Source organism: Paenibacillus sp. GQ49 (assembly GCF_059759055.1).
The window spans coordinates 76,497-95,225 of sequence record NZ_JCAXEL010000017.1; the positions used below are offsets into that span (position 1 = coordinate 76,497).

At 51.7% G+C, this 18,729-nt stretch carries 11 protein-coding genes; 1 reads left to right on the forward strand and 10 read right to left on the reverse strand.

What is annotated here, in order from left to right:
- Positions 1 to 32: 32 nt before the first annotated feature.
- Positions 33 to 716 (forward strand): 4'-phosphopantetheinyl transferase family protein, encoded by a 684-nt coding sequence (locus AC6CIF_RS24020; RefSeq protein ID WP_498201783.1) that lies wholly within the window; start codon positions 33 to 35, stop codon positions 714 to 716.
- Between the two features lie 399 nt (positions 717 to 1,115).
- Here the strand turns inward: AC6CIF_RS24020 and AC6CIF_RS24025 are convergent, their stop codons facing one another.
- The 10 genes from AC6CIF_RS24025 to AC6CIF_RS24070 all read right to left on the reverse strand — a co-directional run bounded on the left by AC6CIF_RS24025 (position 1,116) and on the right by AC6CIF_RS24070 (position 18,444).
- A complete protein-coding gene (locus AC6CIF_RS24025) occupies positions 1,116 to 2,597 on the reverse strand; it encodes an MDR family MFS transporter (protein ID WP_498201784.1) in 1,482 nt (493 codons plus the stop codon).
- The gene (locus AC6CIF_RS24030; RefSeq protein WP_062836669.1) at positions 2,594 to 2,830 is read right to left on the reverse strand and encodes an MbtH family protein; all 237 of its coding nucleotides are present in this window, start codon (positions 2,828 to 2,830) and stop codon (positions 2,594 to 2,596) included. Before AC6CIF_RS24030 ends, AC6CIF_RS24025 begins: the two co-directional genes overlap by 4 nt.
- A gap of 12 nt (positions 2,831 to 2,842) precedes the next feature.
- Positions 2,843 to 10,069, reverse strand: a complete 7,227-nt coding sequence (locus tag AC6CIF_RS24035) for an amino acid adenylation domain-containing protein (RefSeq protein WP_498201828.1) — start codon at positions 10,067 to 10,069, stop codon at positions 2,843 to 2,845.
- A 14-nt stretch (positions 10,070 to 10,083) separates the two neighbouring features.
- Positions 10,084 to 11,082 carry an isochorismatase family protein gene (locus AC6CIF_RS24040; protein WP_498201785.1) on the reverse strand — a complete coding sequence of 333 codons (999 nt, stop codon included), beginning with the start codon at positions 11,080 to 11,082 and terminating at the stop codon, positions 10,084 to 10,086.
- A gap of 37 nt (positions 11,083 to 11,119) precedes the next feature.
- Positions 11,120 to 12,736, reverse strand: a complete 1,617-nt coding sequence (locus AC6CIF_RS24045) for a (2,3-dihydroxybenzoyl)adenylate synthase (RefSeq protein ID WP_498201786.1) — start codon at positions 12,734 to 12,736, stop codon at positions 11,120 to 11,122.
- A 3-nt stretch (positions 12,737 to 12,739) separates the two neighbouring features.
- Complete coding sequence (dhbC, locus tag AC6CIF_RS24050) at positions 12,740 to 14,083, reverse strand: isochorismate synthase DhbC (RefSeq protein ID WP_498201787.1); 1,344 nt, start codon at positions 14,081 to 14,083, stop codon at positions 12,740 to 12,742.
- Positions 14,084 to 14,109: 26 nt separating this feature from the next.
- A complete protein-coding gene (locus AC6CIF_RS24055; protein WP_498201788.1) occupies positions 14,110 to 14,895 on the reverse strand; it encodes a 2,3-dihydro-2,3-dihydroxybenzoate dehydrogenase in 786 nt (261 codons plus the stop codon).
- 99 nt (positions 14,896 to 14,994) lie between these two features.
- The gene (locus tag AC6CIF_RS24060; RefSeq protein ID WP_498201789.1) at positions 14,995 to 15,855 is read right to left on the reverse strand and encodes an alpha/beta hydrolase; all 861 of its coding nucleotides are present in this window, start codon (positions 15,853 to 15,855) and stop codon (positions 14,995 to 14,997) included.
- 273 nt (positions 15,856 to 16,128) lie between these two features.
- Positions 16,129 to 17,178, reverse strand: a complete 1,050-nt coding sequence (locus AC6CIF_RS24065; RefSeq protein WP_498201790.1) for an ABC transporter substrate-binding protein — start codon at positions 17,176 to 17,178, stop codon at positions 16,129 to 16,131.
- A 51-nt stretch (positions 17,179 to 17,229) separates the two neighbouring features.
- Positions 17,230 to 18,444 carry an AraC family transcriptional regulator gene (locus tag AC6CIF_RS24070; protein WP_498201791.1) on the reverse strand — a complete coding sequence of 405 codons (1,215 nt, stop codon included), beginning with the start codon at positions 18,442 to 18,444 and terminating at the stop codon, positions 17,230 to 17,232.
- Positions 18,445 to 18,729: the final 285 nt, after the last annotated feature.

The window sequence follows — 18,729 nt, forward strand, 5'->3', positions numbered from 1 at the left end:
TCCACGCCGAATACGTATTCAGGTGATTAATGATGAAAACTATTCGTGTGCTTCAAGTTCCAGAAGTATTGCCCGAGGCGTACTGGAACCATTTTCTGTCGCAAGTTTCTGCGGAGCGACGTGCTCAGGCTTCGCGTTTTGTGCGTCAGGCTGACGCTTATCGCTCCGTGCTGGGCGAGATATTGACTCGTGTGACTTTGAGCCAGTTAACTGGACTGAGACCTGCTGAGCTTTCTTTTACCCGTAATTCCTACGGCAAACCTTCGCTCAGTCACCATTCGGACGTACAATTCAACGTCTCCCATTCTGGTGATTGGATTGCTCTGATCTCCGACGGTATAGATGAACTGGGCGTGGATGTGGAAAAAATAGCTCCCATTGACATGCATATTGCAGAGCGTTTCTTCTCTCCTGAGGAGAGCCAGTTCTTGGCCGCCGCGCCTGACGATCGTCGGCTGGAGACCTTCTACCGTCTATGGACGCTGAAGGAAAGTTATATCAAGGCAGTGGGTATGGGCTTGTCCATACCACTGGACTCCTTCGCCATCCTACCTGATGAGCGAAAAGATTGGCATTGCGAACAGGCTGGGACATATCTCTTTCTCAGTCAGCGACTGGATGATGGACATATGCTTGCGGCATGTTCGGCTGGGGGAGAGCTACCGAGCCAGCCCGAGATCATCACCTTGGAGGATCTATATACAGAGTTGATTTAGTATGTGGCTGGCTGGGGCTAAATTGGGCGATTATCTTGGTGTTTAGTTTAGGTTTAAGTTGTTTTCGAGCTCAGCTCTAACAAACCTGATACACCTTATTAACTAGAATTACACGACTTTCATACTCTAAGGAATCCTCCACACGCTATTTCCTCTTATATGCTCTATATCACGTTGATATTGCTGAATTCTGTACCAATAAGATGTCTGAGGTTCGTTAGAATTGCTAATCTGTACCTGCAGATCAGCAAACGATTAACTACCTAACTGATCAAGAAAAAGAGCGAGTCAATCCGGCGACAAATTTGCCCTTGTCCGGTACTGACTCGCTCTTATTTTATCGAAACTCTTTCAGGTAGTACCTACTAAGCTTTCGTTGCTTCTTTCACAAACATAATCCTATCCCTCCTGCTTTGCCACCGATTCTGAACCCACCGTAGACGAACGTTTCAACTTGCCAAATAATCCTCCAGCCGGCGTCTTTCGTATCGTGGCTGCCGCATCAGCATCGCGGATTTTCAGAGCAAACCACAGCCCGATGAGCAGAAATGCAGCTGCCCCTAGCAAAGCCAAACGGTACGCCAGCATATTCGGCTCCATCGTGCCTGTCGGAGTAACCGTTGTTGTGCCCACTCCTGCCAGAACAGCAGAGAGTAAAGCCATACCGATGGCTGATCCCAGACGGTTTTGCACCGTGAACCAAGTCGAAGCTCGTCCCATGGATGCAGGTGGAATCTGGGCGAAAGCAGCAATTTGCACTGCCCCTACCGTCTGTCCCAGAAAAATTCCCACACCGAACAATAATGAACGGATTAACCATGGGTTCGTATCCACTGTGATCTGACTAAGGGTAATGAAAATGACTGCCGTACAGATCAAACCCATCGATATCAGCTTTCTTGGGCCCAGTCGCGGATAAGTCCATGGGACAAGCTGAGAAGCAATCATCAGTCCCAGCGCTTCCGGGAATGTGGTTAGCCCGGTTTCCAGCGCAGAAGCCTGTAGCACATTTTGATACATTAACGGAAACACATACAACATGCCCAGCAATCCGGCCGCCCCACATACGGATACCAAGCCTGTATAGCGGAACAGTCGGTGCTTCAGCAAACGCAGATCAAGCAACGGCTGCTTCGCGCGCAGCTCCACCACGACGAGCAACGCGAGAAGTAGAATGCCTGCAAAGCACGCTCCCATAATAACTGGTGACGTCCAGCCCCGCAGCGGTCCCTGACTGAGCGCATACATCGTCAGTGCAAGTCCCGGCGCAGATAATAACCACCCCGGCAGATCCAGTCGACCTGCTCCCTGTTCTCTGTGCTCCTTCAGATACAGCATGCCAAAGATCACCGCCGGAATACCGACAGGCAGATTCACATAGAAAATCCATCGCCACGACAGCTGATCCACAATCAATCCGCTCACAATCGGCCCGAGTGCTGGCGCGAGTGCAATGGGCAGTACCAACATCCGAGATACCTTGGCCCGTTCCTGCGGAGGAAAGGTCCGAAACAGCATCGCCATCCCTACAGGTGTAAGCAGACCACCCCCTGCTCCCTGCAAAATGCGGAAAAATGTCAATGTGCCTAGATCCTCAGCCGTTGCACAAAGCGCAGAGGACACTGTAAAAAGTGTCAGCGCCGACAGGAAAACCCGTTTCGTGCCCCATCGGTCACCAAGCCATCCGGCGACAGGCAGAAATACAGCCAAACTCACCAAATAACCCACATTCAAGGTACCCGCAGCAGCCGGGGGAACGCCCAGTTCCTCACTGATGGTTCGTAGCGCCACGTTCAGTACCGTTGCATCCATGGCAACCATAAACATCGCCAGAACATAGACAGTGCTCACAATCGCCTTTGGATTCAGATGAAACCTCATCTGCCAACCTCATGAATCATGCCCGGCATCCCCGTTTCATCACAGAGACTCAGCGGTTTCAAATCGGTCCACTGCTCCGCAATGTAATCCAGACATACACGTCGTTTGGCCTTCCCCAACATCTGGGTCCAACCTGCCGGTACCGGAATGGATGCAGGCCACAGCGAATACTGTCCTTCATCATTCATTAACACCAGATAATTGCTGTCTTCATATTCAAAAGGGTTGCTCATCAGCTTATCCTCCTATTTGTGTTGAATGTTACGCTTCTTGTTCAGCATCTCAAGCCGGACAGAAAGGGTACGGCAGATTTTCTCCAATGGACCCGGCTGACAAAGGTCTTTGTGACGACAGGCAATATCATGACGTTCCAGTTGTCCTCCGATGTATGCATTCCACATCTCCGGTTCGATCGGATCGAACCAGTCCGGAATAATGGTAGACCGGAAGAAGATCAGGTCACCTTCGAATCGGGATGGCGTGTATGCCCCCAAGATTCGGACAGAATTTTCATAGGTTTTCCGCAGCTTCATGATTGTCTCTTCATCCAGGCTCGCCAACGCACTTCCTTCGCTACGAAGGATGCGCATCGCTGTCGCCATATCCAGCGGCCCATCCCCAATACTGTCCGGATCATATCCACCGAGTGCAAGCAATGCCGTTAACGCTTCTTCCTCATCCGGTTCCCCGCGAATAGGCAGATAATGACTCGGATACGCATCCAGCATGGCAAGAAACTCTACTTCCTCTCCTTCGGACTGAAGCTGCACGGCCATCGCCTGAGCCACGTTGCCGCCCAGTGACCAGCCGAGCAAACGATACGGACCTTCAGGCTGCACAGACCGGATGTGACGGATGTAATCCGCCGTCATATCCTCCAGTGTCGGTGGAAGCACTTCATACTCGGCAATTCCCCTTGCCTGCAACCCGTATAGCGGATACTCCATACCCAGATGTTTCATCAACCCGGCATAACACCAACTAAGCCCTCCCGCCGGATGGACACAGAATACAGGCAGATGCTGCCCATGCGTCCGGAGCGGCAGCAACACTTGCAGCGAGCTTTTCCCGGAATCTGCACCCATCTCCAATCGCTCAGCCAGTCCAGCCACTGTGGCCGTTTCGAACAAAATGCCGATGCCCGGCTCCTTGCCCATTGCTTCACGAATTCGACTCATCAGGCGCACCGCAAGCAACGAATGACCGCCCAGTTCGAAGAAGCTATCATCAATACTCACACTTCGCAATCCCAATACTTCGGCAAATAGATCGCAGAGAATCTGCTCCTGCGGATTGCGCGGTGCTCGGCCATCAGCCGAACATTGCATCTCTGGCGCAGGCAATGCCTTGCGATCCAGCTTGCCATTTGGCGTAAGCGGCAGGACCTCCATCACAACCACCGCAGATGGGACCATATAATCTGGAAGGCTCGCTCCCGCATGTCGGCGTAACGAAGCCGTTTCCAGTTCTGCTTCACTGTCCGGTACAGGAACAATATAAGCGACAAGACGCTTATCCCCTGGCTGGTCTTCACGAACGATAACAGCCGCCTGAGCCACACCCGAATGTTTTGCCAATATAGCCTCAATCTCGCCAAGCTCAATGCGGAACCCGCGGATTTTCACCTGTTGATCGGCTCGTCCCAGATAATCAAGCGAACCATCGTGCAGGCGCTTTGCCAAGTCTCCCGTACGGTACATTCGTGTACCCGGTGCACCATATGGATCGGCGACGAATCGCTCTCCCGTGAGATCTGGCCTTCCCCAATAGCCACGAGCCAGACCCGCTCCCGCCACATACATCTCTCCAGTTACACCTGTTGGCACAGGCTTCAGATGATCATCCAGCACATAGACGCGCAAATCTGGAATAGCGCATCCAATCCAGCTGCTTGCACCTTCTGCCGAGCTTCCTGCGTGAAGTTCTTTGTAGCTGACATGGACCGTTGTTTCCGTAATACCATACATATTGATGAGCCTTGGTGCGTCATCCGCATGGCGTTCATACCAGTCATCCAAACGTCCCAGCTCCAGCGCTTCGCCTCCAAAGATCACATAGCGGAGCGCAAGCTGCTGTCCCCAGACCGGATTTTCCCTGTCAGCCTGCATCAGTTGGTAGAACGCAGATGGCGTCTGATTCAGTACGGTTACTTTTTGCTCGACGAGCAGTTGCAGGAACGCTCCAGGTGATCGGCTAATCTCATGAGGAACAACAACCAAGCTGCCTCCATACAGCAGAGGGCCCCAGATTTCCCACACGGAGAAGTCAAACGCATAGGAATGGAACAACGTCCATACATCGCCCTCGTCAAAATGGAACCAATGCTGCGTTGCATCCAATAACCGGATGACATTTGCATGCGGAATCACGACACCTTTGGGTTTCCCTGTTGAACCCGAGGTATAGATCATATAAGCCGGACTCAGCGGAGTTACCCGTCCGTTCCGTTCATGGTCTGCCGGGTTTCGCTCATCCATGGATTCCAATTGCCGCAAGGTATGCAGATCGTCCATGTTAATACATTCTATGTTCGCAATCTGCGGCAGCAGGGCATACACCTCTGTACTTGTAACCATCACTTTCGGCGCAGCGTCCGTGAGCATATGGGTTAAACGATCTGCCGGATAGTTGGGGTCCAGTGGCAGATAAGCAGCGCCCGTTTTGAGTACAGCAAGAATGGCTACAACCATCTCTACCGAACGAGGTAAGGCTAGGGCCACCATCTGTTCCGGCCCAGCACCTTCTGCGATCAATAGTCTCGCCAGTCGATTAGCCCGTGCATTCAGCTCCCTGTAAGTCATACGGATATCCTCACAATGGAGGGCTACCGAACTGGCGTGAGCGGCTGCCTGTACTTCAAAACGCTCGGCTATGGTCAGCTGTGGACCTTCATCTTGTGTAGCAGTCCACTCCTTTTCAAACTGAGCATGTTCTAATGGTGTAACCAGGTCAAATCTGCTGATGCGTTCATCCATCTGCTGTACAGCACCCTCAAGCACCTGCATCAACCGAACCACCATTTCTCCGGCAGTCGATTCACGGTAGAGGTCTGCACTATACTCCAGTACACCTCCAATTCCGGCTGGAAGTCCGTTCTGCTCCCGTTTCTCCGTCAGTTCAAGCGTAAGGTCGAATTTGGATGAACCCACACCGTGAATGCAAGTCTCTGCTTCAACACCCGGCAGCTCAAGACGAACATCTGGCGTATTTTGCAGCACCAGCATCACCTGAAAGAGCGGATGTTTGGAACGAGATCGGGGCGGATTCAGCACTTCGACCAGCCGTTCAAACGGTAAATCCTGATGTTCATAAGCAGCAAGATCGGCTTCCCGCACGCGGGCCAACAGCTCTCGGAAGGTCGGATCGCCCGAAGTGTCCGTACGCAGGACCAGCGTATTGATGAACATGCCCACGACATCATCCAGCGCATCGTCACTCCGTCCGGCAATCGGTGTACCTATCGCAATATCCGTGCCTGCACCCATTCGAGTAAGCAGCACAGATAACGCCGAATGCAGAAGCATAAACAGACTGACTTTATGCTCACGGGCGACTGTCGCAAGCTGCTCATGCAGACGTGGACTGATCGCAAATGGCACCGTCCCTCCTCGGTAACTGGACACCACTGGTCGGGTATAGTCTGCCGGGAACGTGACTTGTTCTGGCAAGCCTGCTAGCCGATCAGTCCAGAACGCTAACTGCCTCGCGATCAGACTGTCGTGCCGCTTCTCATCCCCAAGCAGGCTCTCCTGCCACACCGCATAATCTGCATACTGAATGCGTAGCGGCTCCCAAGCCGGAGCAGATCCACGCAGACGAGCAGTATAAGCCTCCGACAAGTCCCGGATAAGCCGTGATAAGGACCATCCATCCCCTGCAATGTGGTGAATCAGCAACAGCAATGTATGTTCGTGCGCATCCGTATGGAACAATTCCGCACGTATGCCGGGTTCGGTACTAAGCTCGAAGCTGTAACGCGACGCTTCTGCCAGCAGCTCGGGCAGCTTCTCAGCCGAAGCCCGGGTGAGTTTCATATTCACTGTTACATCTGCTGCACGGAGGATATGCTGGCTCGCCGCACCCAGATCTGGCGGATACAATGTGCGAAGTGTCTCGTGACGGGCAACAATATCCTGCAGAGAGTTTCGGAGAGCGTCCACATCCAGCTTCCCGGTCAACCGGGCAACCAACGGAATATTATAGGTGGGATTAGCCCCCTCCAGGCAATAGAGGAACCATAACCGTCGCTGGGCAAAGGAAAGCGGAATCTCACCCGCACGCGGCACAGGCTGAATAACGGGTCTGACGGACTTCGCCTGATCCAGCTTTCTGGCAAGCCCTGCTGCTGTCGGTGATTCAAACACACTGCCGATGTTCAGTTCTGCCCCGAATACATCACGTACTCTGGCTATAATTCGCCCGGCCAGCAGGGAATGTCCACCCAGTTCGAAGAAATCATCATCAATGCCTACCCGAGCTACACCCAGGATCTCGGCAAACAGGCTGCAAAGGATCTCCTCCTGCGGTGTACGTGCCTCCCTCCCGTTTGCATTAGATGTCAATGCAGGCACAGGAAGACGTTTGCGATCGATTTTTTTATTCGGTGTCAGTGGCATCTCTGGAAGCAGCATGAAGGCAGAGGGCACCATGTAATCCGGTAACGCATCAGCTACGTGTGCTCTGATATCAGCCAAATCCATGTCAGCTTGATGATCTTCCGCATCAGCCACGATATATGCCGCTAACCGTTGGTTCCCAGGCTGGTCTTCACGTGCCATGACCGTAACCTGTGTTACACCCGGATATCTGGAGATTACCGACTCAATCTCCCCCAGTTCAATCCGGAAGCCCCTGATTTTGATCTGATGATCTGCCCGTCCCAAATAATCGATGGAGCCGTCCGGCAACCATTTGGCCAGGTCTCCTGTCCGGTACATTCGACTGCCCGGTTGTCCGAAGGGACTCGCAACAAAACGTTCTGCGGTCAGATCAGGTCTGCCCAAATATCCCCGTGCAAGTCCCTCTCCTGCGATATATAATTCACCTGCTACACCTGGAGGTACAGGCTGCATGCTCTGATCCAGCACATAGAGCTGTGTGTTACGAACCGGACCACCAATGGATGGTTTGCCTGACTGTTCATTCCCCAGCGATGCAGCTGTAGAATAGATGGTTGTCTCCGTTGGCCCGTACTGATTATTGACCTGACAGCCCAACGCCTCCAGCGAAAGCTTCAGTTCCTCGGATAAAGCCTCTCCCCCCGTAATCACCGTTAGCCCATCAAACCTTCCCGGGCGGCTCGTCACCAGAGACTGCCATAACGTTGGCGTAGCCTGCATGATCGTTGTCTCTTGCTCTCTCATCTTCCCGGCCAGTGCTACCGGATCAAGAATCGTTTTCTTTTGCGCGATATCAAGTCTTGCTCCAGTCGTCAGTGGCAGGAAGATTTCCAGTACGGAGATGTCAAAAGCAATCGTGGTCACCGACAGCCAGCGATCCTGCGGACCAACCTGTAGTCTTGTCTTCATATCTTCAAGCAAGTTGGCTAATCCCAGATGGGTTACAGCTACACCCTTGGGTTTACCCGTAGAACCGGAAGTATAGATCAGATACGCAGGGTTGAGCAGAGAAGCTATGCCTGCCAGATCATCACCTTCGGGATTGCTTCCCGACTGGCAGCTCACTGCCTGTATCATGTCCGGTTCATCCATGACCAGAATCGGTACACTGGATGTCTGGGGAATGTGAGAGAAGTTGTTCATTACCGTCACCACACAAGCAGGCTTGGCATCCTCCAGCATATAGATCAGGCGCTCTTCGGGATAATCCGGGTCAAGCGGCAGATAGGCTGCTCCTGTTTTGTGGGCAGCTACAATCGCGATGACCACGTCCAGTGAACGAGGCATCGCAATGCCAACCACACGCTCCGGTCCTGCTCCGTAAGTCAGTATCAGTTCATGTGCCAGTTGATTCGCACGTTCGTTCAGCTCTGCGTAGGTCAGCGATGTCCCTTCGAATGTCACTGCGGTTGCAAGAGGTGTACGCCGAACCTGCTGTTCAAATAGCGCTGCCGAATTCCACTCAGCGATGGCATGATGCGTCTGATTCCATCCTTCCAGCACTTGTTCGCGTTCAGCAGGGAGCAGGATGTCCATCTGTCCAACCGATATGTCTTCTGTCCCTTCTGACATCAGGGATTGCAGGATTTGCACATAGCGAAGCTGATGATCATGCAATTCCGAGTCCACATAGATCGAAGGGTTGGCATCAAAAGCAATACTCAGTCCATGACCATGTCCCTGGTCTACAATATGAATCGACAGATCATCCACTGGACCCGTGGACAGATTATGGATCATGCCGCGTGCGCCCGCAAAATTCAACTCATGATGGAAAGGCATCACATTGATCATCGGTCCAAACAGACGCCGATTCTCTCCCAAGAGCTTGAGATCACGCCTTAGATCCTGATGCCGATATCGCTGGTGTTTGCGTACAGCCCGAATCTCCTTCACGATCTGTGCCATCAATTCAGACAGATTCATCTGTGAATCCAGGTACAGGCGGAGCGGAAGCACATTCATGACCATGCCTGGAACACGCAGCGATGCTGAACCCAATCGGCACATCACGGGCAAGGCCAGAACAACATCGGCTGACCCTGTCATCCGGTGCACATAGATCGCCGTTGCCGCTACACACAGATCCGGCCAGGTCGCACCGAATCTACCCGCTGCTGCTTGCAATTGCTCCCGTTGTGACGGCGTGAGCACCGCACTCTGTCGCAGGAACTCGGTTGATGTACGCGGAGCACGTTCACCCAGACTGACCACATCCGGTGCATCCGCGAATCGGTCAATCCAGAACTGTTGGTCCAGCTCTCGGTTGGTGGAGGATGTGTAGGCTTCATCTTCTTCGAGAACGGAAGTCAGTGATCCAATCGCTGCCGTACCCTGTGCCTGAGCTGCGCCCTCTCCCTGAAGGCTTGCAGAGTACAAGCTGGCAACCCTGCGTGTAATCAGGGATACGCCGTACCCATCAATCGCAATATGATGAATGCGTTGGTACCAGTAGTACCGATCCTCACTCACCCGGAACAGCGCCTCTGTGAAAAGTGGTCCAATCGCTAGATCAACAGGCTTTGCCAGATCCTGCTTCATCCAGTCGAGCGCAGCCGTATGAGAATCAGCCTGATCACGCACATCCATGACATGGAATGTCCAATCATTCATATTGGTGCGCAGAGATTGCCACGGGCCTTGCTCATTTTCGCCATACACCATATTCAGCGATTCGGCCTCCATCACGGTCTGACGTACACTTTCTTCAAATCGTCCCGTATGGATCTGACCGTCAATAACCACATACTCGGCCGTGTTGTACATCGGGTTGTCCGGATTCAACTGTTGGGCATACCAGATGCCAGACTGTGCAGAAGATAAAGGCCAAGCTATGTTCCGACTATGCGACATCTGCACCGCCCCGCTCAAAAGTAATCTCCGTTCGGCAGTACTTTCGGTTGGGCATTACCGAGGAGTCCTGCCCAAGCTGCCAATGTAGGCTGCTCTGCCAGATCAACAAAAGTAACCTCTGCTCCTTCCGCGCGAAAACGTTCAGCCAGACTCATCATACGAATGGAATCCATTCCCCAGTTCTGAATCAGATCATCATGCTCCCCAATTGAATCGGGCTGCTCCTGTAACAGATCGGCAATCTGAGCTCGTAATGTTGCCAGCCTTGCCTGATCAACGTCTTCTCGTCCTTCCACGACATCCCCAGTCTCCGCAGTGGATGCCGATTGTAACTGCGCCTCGGATGTAACTGCAACTTCAGTTCTGGTTGCGGCTGACGCACTCAGCAACGCAATCGAACGTTCGGTCGTTAGTGTTACCGCACACCGTTCTGCTGCGTACGTCAGCGCCATGCGATGTTTTTCCTCCGAAAAATCAGCAACCGCATCGGCAACCAAAAACGCCTGAATGTCTCGCATAAATGCCTCACTTGACGTCATCAGACATCCGATATGTGCATATATGCCGCAGACAATCAATTGATCCCGGCCCTGCCGCTCCATCAACTCAAGCAGTTCCGTCTTCTGGAAGGCGCTGTAGCGCCATTTGGTCATGAAGGTGTCCTGTGGAGCGGGTGCCAGCGATTCAACAATTTCTTTTTGCACAGGCCCGCCATCGATCCCCGCACCCCAGAAGTCCAGCTGTAACCCGCGCTGCTCCGGTGTCTGTCCACCCGGTTGTGCCGAGTAGACCACGGGAATCCCAAGCTCATGACACGTTGAACGAAGTTGTGCAATATGATCAATCAGTTCGACCACCGGGGATGCTCCCGCCGTAAATGCATTCATAAAATAGTTCTGCATATCGTGGATCAAGAGTACTGCACGCTTCGCATCCGGTGTCCAGGCTACCTTGTTGACCGGAAGCTCCGACGCTACAGGCATTGCATATGGTTGAATCACTGGAAGTGCCATGAATATCCCTCTTTTCAGCTATATTTATCGAAAATTCTTATTTAGATACAGGTTGCTCGATGGTCAACATTTCCCGTAATGCTTTTTTGCTGACCTTGCCCACTTGTGTCTTCGGAAAAGCATCCACCAACTCAATCCGGTCCGGGATTTTATAACTGGCCAGGCCCCGATTGCGTAGAAAAGACTTGATCTCGGCCACCGCCAGAGCTTCGCCGCTTGGGACGATAAAGGCGCAAGAGCGCTCGCCCAGATACTCATCGGGCATGGAGACCAAGGCTGCATCATGCACACCTGGATGGGCCAGCAGATGATTTTCCACTTCCTCGGCAGCCACTTTATCCCCGCCACGGTTAATCTGATCCTTCGCCCGTCCTTCGACAACGAGATATCCATCAGCCGTCAGACTCGCGATATCGCCTGTGCGATAGAAACCGTCGGTAGTAAACGATCTGGCGTTATGCTCCTCGGCTTTGTAATAACCACGAATGGTATAAGGTCCGCGTGTCAGCAGGTGTCCGGCTTGTCCCTGCTCCACTTCAACATCTTCGTCATCCACAATCCGCACCTCGTCATAGGGAGACATCGGTTTCCCTTGTGTATGGGTAATGACATACTCCGAATCGTCGAGACGTGTGTAGTTCACCAGCCCTTCGGCCATGCCAAACACCTGTTGTAATGTACAGCCAAGGACCGGTTTGACGCGTGCCGCCACCTCTGCACTGAATTTGGCTCCCCCCACTTGAAGCACCTGGAGCGACGGAAGCTTGGTTCCTCGGGCAGCTGCTGCATTGAGCCAGACAAGAGCCAGTGGCGGCACCAAAGCGGTGATGGTTACCTGATGGCGCATAATCAGTGGAAAGGCTTCATCCGGGCTTGATCCCCGTGACAGCACAATCGTGCCACCCGCGTACAACGTGCCCAGAATTCCGGGTGAGCTCATTGGATAGTTATGTGCTACAGGTAGTGCAGCCAGATAGACACTTTCGGGACTGAGACCACACACCTCAACGCTTCTTCGCAAGCTGTAGATGTAGTCATCATGAGTGCGTGGGATCATCTTGGACAACCCGGTACTTCCGCCCGACAACTGTAGAAAAGCAACATCTGAAGACTTCGGTTCATCTGGCAGTGTGATAGGTTCTGCATAGACATCTTCCAATGCTGTAAACGGACCGGCTTCTCCCGCCACAAAAATATGCCGAAGTCCCGGCACCTCTGCCTGTACCTCCTCTGCCAACGTGCGATAATCAAATCCTCCATCCTGATCCGGAATAAGATATGCTACGGCCTCGGAGAAACGAGCGAAATATGTGATTTCGCTCTTTCGATGCAAGGGAAGAGCAAATACAGGCAGCGCACCGATGCGGAATAAAGCAAAACATGCTTCAACAAACGCCGTAATATTGGGCAGCTGAATAATAACCCGGTCATGCTGCCGTATTCCTTTGGCATATAAACCGGAAGCCAATCGATCCACCCGTTCATCCAGTTCTGCATAAGTGAATTGATCTTCACCACTAATAACGGCTACCTGATTGCCATATAGATCAGCACGCTGGCGAAGCATTTCTCCAAACGTAATCCCTTCCCAGCAACCCTCCTGCCGATAACGCTCTGCAACTTCCTCAGGCCAAGCCTGATATCCTGACAACATTGCTCATTCCTCCTTCCGACTGGACATGGTTGAATCCAAACCCATTGCGCACAGCATCGTTCTGAACTTGGCAGCCGTCTCTGCCAGCTCTGCTTCTGCTGTAGAACCTGCTACAATGCCCGCTCCCGCGAACAATTTCACAGCTGTGCCTTCCACTTCAGCACATCGGATCGTTACGGCCCACTCGCCGTCGCCCTCCCTGTCGCACCAGCCCACCATTCCCGTAAATAATCCCCGGTCAAACGGCTCCTGTTGCTTAATCGCTGCCCGTGCAGCCTGTACAGGTGTTCCACAGATGGCGGGTGTGGGATGAAGAGCCAAAGCCAGCTCCAGTGACGTTGTGGCCATGTCCGCCAGCTCTCCGTGGATTTCAGTGGATAAATGCCACATCGTGCGTGTCTGGATCAGCGAAGGTTCTGCTGGAACGGATAGTTGTCGGCATAATGGGCGCAGTGCTTCCGCAACTGCCTCAATGACTACGGCATGTTCATGCCGATCCTTGGCTGAAGCCAGCAGTGCCTCTGCACGGCGCCGATCTTCCGCTGGATCATCACTCCGGGCAGCAGAGCCTGCCAGTGGATTGGCGCGTACTTTTAACCCTTTGCGGGTAACTAACAGTTCTGGGCTTGCCCCGATGAAGGTGCGACTCGTTTTATTTTCAAATTGTTCATCTGTTTTAAGTTGTTGTTTATTCGTTGTTAGAGTACTTTTAGGCTGATTTATGTTCCTCATTGGTACAGCAAATGTATATCCATGCGTGTTGTCCCTGAACAGATTACGCAGCAATTGATGCATATCCACGATGGTCTGTGAAGTCACCTCAAGTGTACGGGATAACACGACTTTGTGGAGATCACCTTGGTTTAGGTCAACCAATACGTTGTCTACACTTTGCTCATACACTGTGCCCGCAGGTGCCTCAATGACCTTACAACCTACGGCTGTTGGCAGCTTCTGAATTAATGCTCGTGTTTCCGCGGGTAGCGGTTCAGCCCACTGCACCGTCTCTGGTACATATAACTCAGCAGAATCGTCCAGCGGATCAAACGGAAGGGCGCCAACCACCATCGGATTCGATTGACCAGCTTGTTGGGCCTTGTCCATAAGCTGCTGAATACCATGTATGAAAAGATGTATCTCTTCCTTACGTTTATGTTCATTAACATCAGCATAATCGCTGGGATCTGATTGAATTGCGTCCTCCGCATGTAGCCGAGACCAACGAATCCGTTCTCCTTGTGCGAGCAAGGTATGTTGCGGTGAAGACCAGAAAAAGGACGTCCCCTCCCGATATTGCTCCAGAAGGTGTATGGCGGAAGTTGCAGTAACTGTACCCGCTTTTGACATGATTCATCATCTCCTTATCTCTTGATTCAGGCACCGAGCGTGGCGCCTCCATCCACACACAGATCATGCATCGTAATATGTCTGGCTTGATCCGATACCAGATAGACCACCGCGTCCGCGATATCCTCTGGCAATGCCATCCTGTTTAGCGGTATGCCCAAACGGAAGGTTTGCGGTGAGCCTGCAATGACTGCCTCTGCGCCATGCTCATCCTGCCACATAGCTCGCTGCATTGGCGTATCCGTTGAGCCTGGAGAGACAATGTTGCATCGAATGTGCCGATCGGCGTATTCCAGAGCCAGACATTTGGTGAAGATGGTTGAGGCGGCTTTGGAAGCCGCGTAGGCAGACATGTGCATTCGCGGAACACCCGCAGCATTCGAACCCACGGTAACTACCGCACCCGTTTGGCGTTCAGCCATATATCTCACTACCGCACGCGACATGTAAAATACACCGTGCGTATTCACGTCAAACGTCCTCGCCCATTCTTCATCCGTCAGCTCACTCACTGCCCCTGTGTGCAGCACACCCGCAGCATTCACCAGAATGCCAATGGGGCCAACGTTCTCTTCGATCCGTCGAACAGTATCCTCAACAGCTTGACGATCCGATATATCAGCAACGCAGGCTGTTGCCTGATGACCCTGACTGCGCAGATCGGTGACCAGCTGATCCAGCCCAGCTTCCTGTCGATCCACCAGAGCAACGATAGCGCCTTGTTGTGCAAGCAATCTCGCTACCGCTTCACCGATCCCTTGAGCGGAACCGGTGACCAAGGCTACTTTTCCATCGATTCCTGTGTAACTCACCTCGTGTACCTCCCTTACTGCCCCATAGTAGCTCCTGCTGCTCACTGATCCCTGACTCATATGATTATCGTCTGCAAAAACGTCCCTCATTCCAACCTTCTATGACTCCGGACTACAGGCAAAACGCATCGTGCGACTAATCAGAAAAGGCAATACCGAGACATGGTTCTCTTCTTCGAACTCGGTGTATGCGATATCCAACCCAGGCTGCTTTAATGCGGACAAACGTTCCGTCAGACTTGATGCTTTATCATTGTTGCGGGCCGGGTGAGTTTTCTCCTGTTCTCCCATACCAATCCACGCCTTGACGTTCACCGGGTGCTGCTCCAGCCTTGCGACGAATTCCTGTTCCTCCGCCTGCATCACCTTCTGGTTCCAGTGCAATGAGGGACTTCCCGCAATGTAATATCGAAAAGCTTCCGGCTTCGTGAACAACGCATGGATCACGAACAACCCACCAAGCGAGTGACCAAATATAGCCTGTCTGTCCCGATCAATCCGAAATTGCTGCTCTATATCTGGCTTCAGTTCTTCTTCAATAAATCGCAAGAACTCATCGGCACCTCCTTGTTCTGGCAGAGGTGTACCGTCGGATTTTGCGGTATATTCAGTTGTGGCCTTTGGAGTAAAGTCATAATAACGATGAGGGGAAAAGGGACCCGCGATCGGGTACCCAATGCCTACGACAATGGCCGGGACTGCTCCTGTCTTCTCCGGTCTGCGTCCCTGCACACGAACAGCTTCCACCATCGTGCCGAATACCGAATTGGCATCCAGCAGGTAAATCACCGGGTAACCGGACGGGGGCGGAGGTTCAACAGGCTTGAATACCATGATCTGATAATCATGATGGCCTGAACGTGATTTCATGGTCCATTGTTCGGCATGTGGAATCTGAACGGTACTGCGTTCGATATGCTCAAGGTTGCCAGGAGCGGTCGAGTTGGGCTGAAACGTCATTACGGATGGGTCCTCCTCGTTGTTCTGCTTATATAAGTTGAATACTGAACTACATTCTGTATATGAGATTGATTCTCATTACCAATTATAAAAGAGTCAATCCGGCTGTCCCATGGACGATATCCAGAAATCATTTTGATTATCTCCATATTTCCATATTTATGTCATATAATGTTCACGTTTCTATCGTAAAAAAAGCTCCCTCACGGTGTGCAGGAAACGCTGGACTAACATCCGGTTCCCGGCACTCCAAAGGGAGCTACACTATTCCAATTATTGTTTTAACGCTTTGAGCGTATCATCAATGACATGACCGTATGCGATCAGTCCACCACCCAACCACGGAGCTGGCTCGACAGCGTACACATGCCCTGCTTTCACCGCAGGCATACTATTCCATACGTTGGTTGCCGTCATTTCCTTCATGCTGCCTGGACCTTGTTCCACGGTGAATATAAAGTCGGCATCAATCTCGGGTAATACCTCGGTGGATACAATGGCGCTGTTCTCCAACTCGACCAATTTAGGCTTACCTAGTCCCAGTTGTTCATATACGACGTAACCGCTGAAGTAGTTACCACCCATCATACTAATACCACGTGGGGCAAAACGAATAATGGCTGCTTTTTTGCCTTCGGCTACTTTCGCCAGTTCCGCTTTGGCTGACTCAACCTTGGCATGGTAGGTTTCAATGGCTTTTTCGGCTTCAGCCGTTTTGCCCAGCAAATCGCCAATGATCTGCAAGGACTTCTCTACATCACCCGAAGCGTTCGTAAATACGTAGGTCGGTGCGATCTTTGAATAACTCTCGTATACCCCATTCTCGGCATATTGGGCCGTATGCAAAATAATAAAATCAGGATTATACGACATCAACGCTTCTGGCGAAGGCAAACCACTGGAGAAATCAAGTGTAGGCACATCACTGAGTTGATCCTGGAGATAGACATGTCCTTTTGTACCACTTGCCCATTGGGCTACTGGCTTCACACCAAGGGTTAACAGGGAGTCTTCCAAATATGGTGCAAACACCCGCTCTGTCTTGGCTGGAATAATTACATCATGTCCCAAGTCATCTTTTACGGTGCGTTCACCCTTCGTTTCTTCCGCTTGCTCTTCCTGCACAGCCGTCTCGGTTGAAGCCGGGGTTGAAGTTTCCGTTGCGGGCTGCTCCTCCTGGGCCGCTCCTGTATTCTCGGATGCTGCACCACAGGCAGACAACAGCCCTGTAATTAACATCAGCAGGATCAGGGCTGAGAGCCGGGCACTACGGAATTTGCTACCAACGGAACGTTGTCCGATGTTTTTGATATATTGAAACATGTGTGAGATCCCCCTTGATAAACATTCTCATTTAGATACAAGGATTATATGTCACGTCGCCTGGGAATCACCATGGACGTTATCCAGATATATATTTGGACAATATCCCGTGAAGATCAATAGAGCTTCATCCAGCATGCGCATCACGCCTACAGCCGAATAATCAAACCAAGGGTCACCTGTGATCAGATGGACCTGGTACTGACGAATGGCCTTGAGCTGACGCCATGTAACTGAATGCTGCAAGCTTAGCCAATACGCCCGTGAAGCTGCTTCGGGACACACCATAACGAGAATGCGATCAGGGTTCATTGCAGCGAGCTGCTCCAGCGTTAACGGATTATTGGCACTAAGATCAGAGAATGTGTCCAGTTGCAGCGCTCCATATAACACTTCTTCAATACCCGGATTGCTATAAAGGTAGAGATTCTGCCCGTAGATCCGCACAACGATCACTTTCTCCCGGCCCACTTCCCGCTGTACCGATTCCCGTGCCTTCTCTGCTCGCTGGTTGTACAAGTGTATCCATTGCTCCGCCTGTTCCTCCCGCTCCAGGAATGATCCAATCATGCGTAGCTGTGTTCGCCAATCCGAATGATGTTTGGGGACAAAACAACAAGGTGCAATCTCGGCCAATTGGGCCTGATCCTGTTCACTAATCTGATCTGTACCTACGATGGCATCAGGACGAATATGGACCAGCCTTTCCACATTGGCCTCAAACCGCCAGCTCGTGTACGGGTCCGTCAATTTCAGATGGGACTGAATCTCTGTACGATGTGCATTATAATAATACGCGGTCCATTTGGGATCGATGGGTGCAGCCACAGGGATGACATTGAGTGCCAGAAGTTGTCCAATCACACTGGAGGAGCAGGTGGCTATCCGTTTTCTGGCGTTTTTCGCATAATCCGAAGGAGATACGCCAACTTCCTTTTTAAATTTGCGGCTAAAATAGTACTCGTCACTATACCCCACTCTCAGGGCAATATCGCGAAGTTTGTATCTGGATTCCTTCAGGTATCGCTTGGCACGGTTAATGCGCAGATCCGTAAGATACTCCATTGCACTCTGTCCGTACGTTTTCTTGAACAGATCCACGAAATATTTTGGACTGATCCCCGCTTCCGAGGCGAGGTCTGCAATCGATAGAGGCTGGTCGTAATGTTTGTCCATGTATGTTTTAACGTTGGCAAGATCCGTCTTGGGACTGCGGCCGGGAACAGGCTGGTGCGCAGCAATCTGCGAATCATTTTCCAGTAACATGAGGCCACTCCTTTCGATCTGCTTGATCGGTTTGATATGTAGCTAAAGAATGATAACAGCTGGCAACTGGGTAACTTCTAAACGAAAATGATAATCATTATCAATAAAATACCATAACCATTTCCAGACCGTCAATCCAAATATGGTAAAATGTACACACCTCACTCCACAGCGTTTGCTCTCCTACTGCTCGCAAAGTTGCTTTTAGACTACCTCCATATCCATATATACCAAAAAAGCCAACGACGTGAGTAACACGCGTCAGCTTTAATGAAATTCACACTC

Bases quoted from the DNA above. Each gene is read 5' to 3' on its own strand.
- AC6CIF_RS24040 (WP_498201785.1), bottom strand. From the start codon at position 11,082: ATGGCACTTCCAGTGATTCAACCATATGCAATGCCTGTAGCGTCGGAG.
- AC6CIF_RS24070 (WP_498201791.1), bottom strand. From the start codon at position 18,444: ATGTTACTGGAAAATGATTCGCAGATTGCTGCGCACCAGCCTGTTCCC.
- AC6CIF_RS24060 (WP_498201789.1), bottom strand. From the start codon at position 15,855: ATGACGTTTCAGCCCAACTCGACCGCTCCTGGCAACCTTGAGCATATC.
- AC6CIF_RS24020 (WP_498201783.1), top strand. From the start codon at position 33: ATGAAAACTATTCGTGTGCTTCAAGTTCCAGAAGTATTGCCCGAGGCG.
- dhbC (WP_498201787.1), bottom strand. From the start codon at position 14,083: ATGTCAAAAGCGGGTACAGTTACTGCAACTTCCGCCATACACCTTCTG.
- AC6CIF_RS24030 (WP_062836669.1), bottom strand. From the start codon at position 2,830: ATGAGCAACCCTTTTGAATATGAAGACAGCAATTATCTGGTGTTAATG.
- AC6CIF_RS24035 (WP_498201828.1), bottom strand. From the start codon at position 10,069: ATGTCGCATAGTCGGAACATAGCTTGGCCTTTATCTTCTGCACAGTCT.
- AC6CIF_RS24025 (WP_498201784.1), bottom strand. From the start codon at position 2,597: ATGAGGTTTCATCTGAATCCAAAGGCGATTGTGAGCACTGTCTATGTT.
- AC6CIF_RS24065 (WP_498201790.1), bottom strand. From the start codon at position 17,178: ATGTTTCAATATATCAAAAACATCGGACAACGTTCCGTTGGTAGCAAA.
- AC6CIF_RS24045 (WP_498201786.1), bottom strand. From the start codon at position 12,736: ATGTTGTCAGGATATCAGGCTTGGCCTGAGGAAGTTGCAGAGCGTTAT.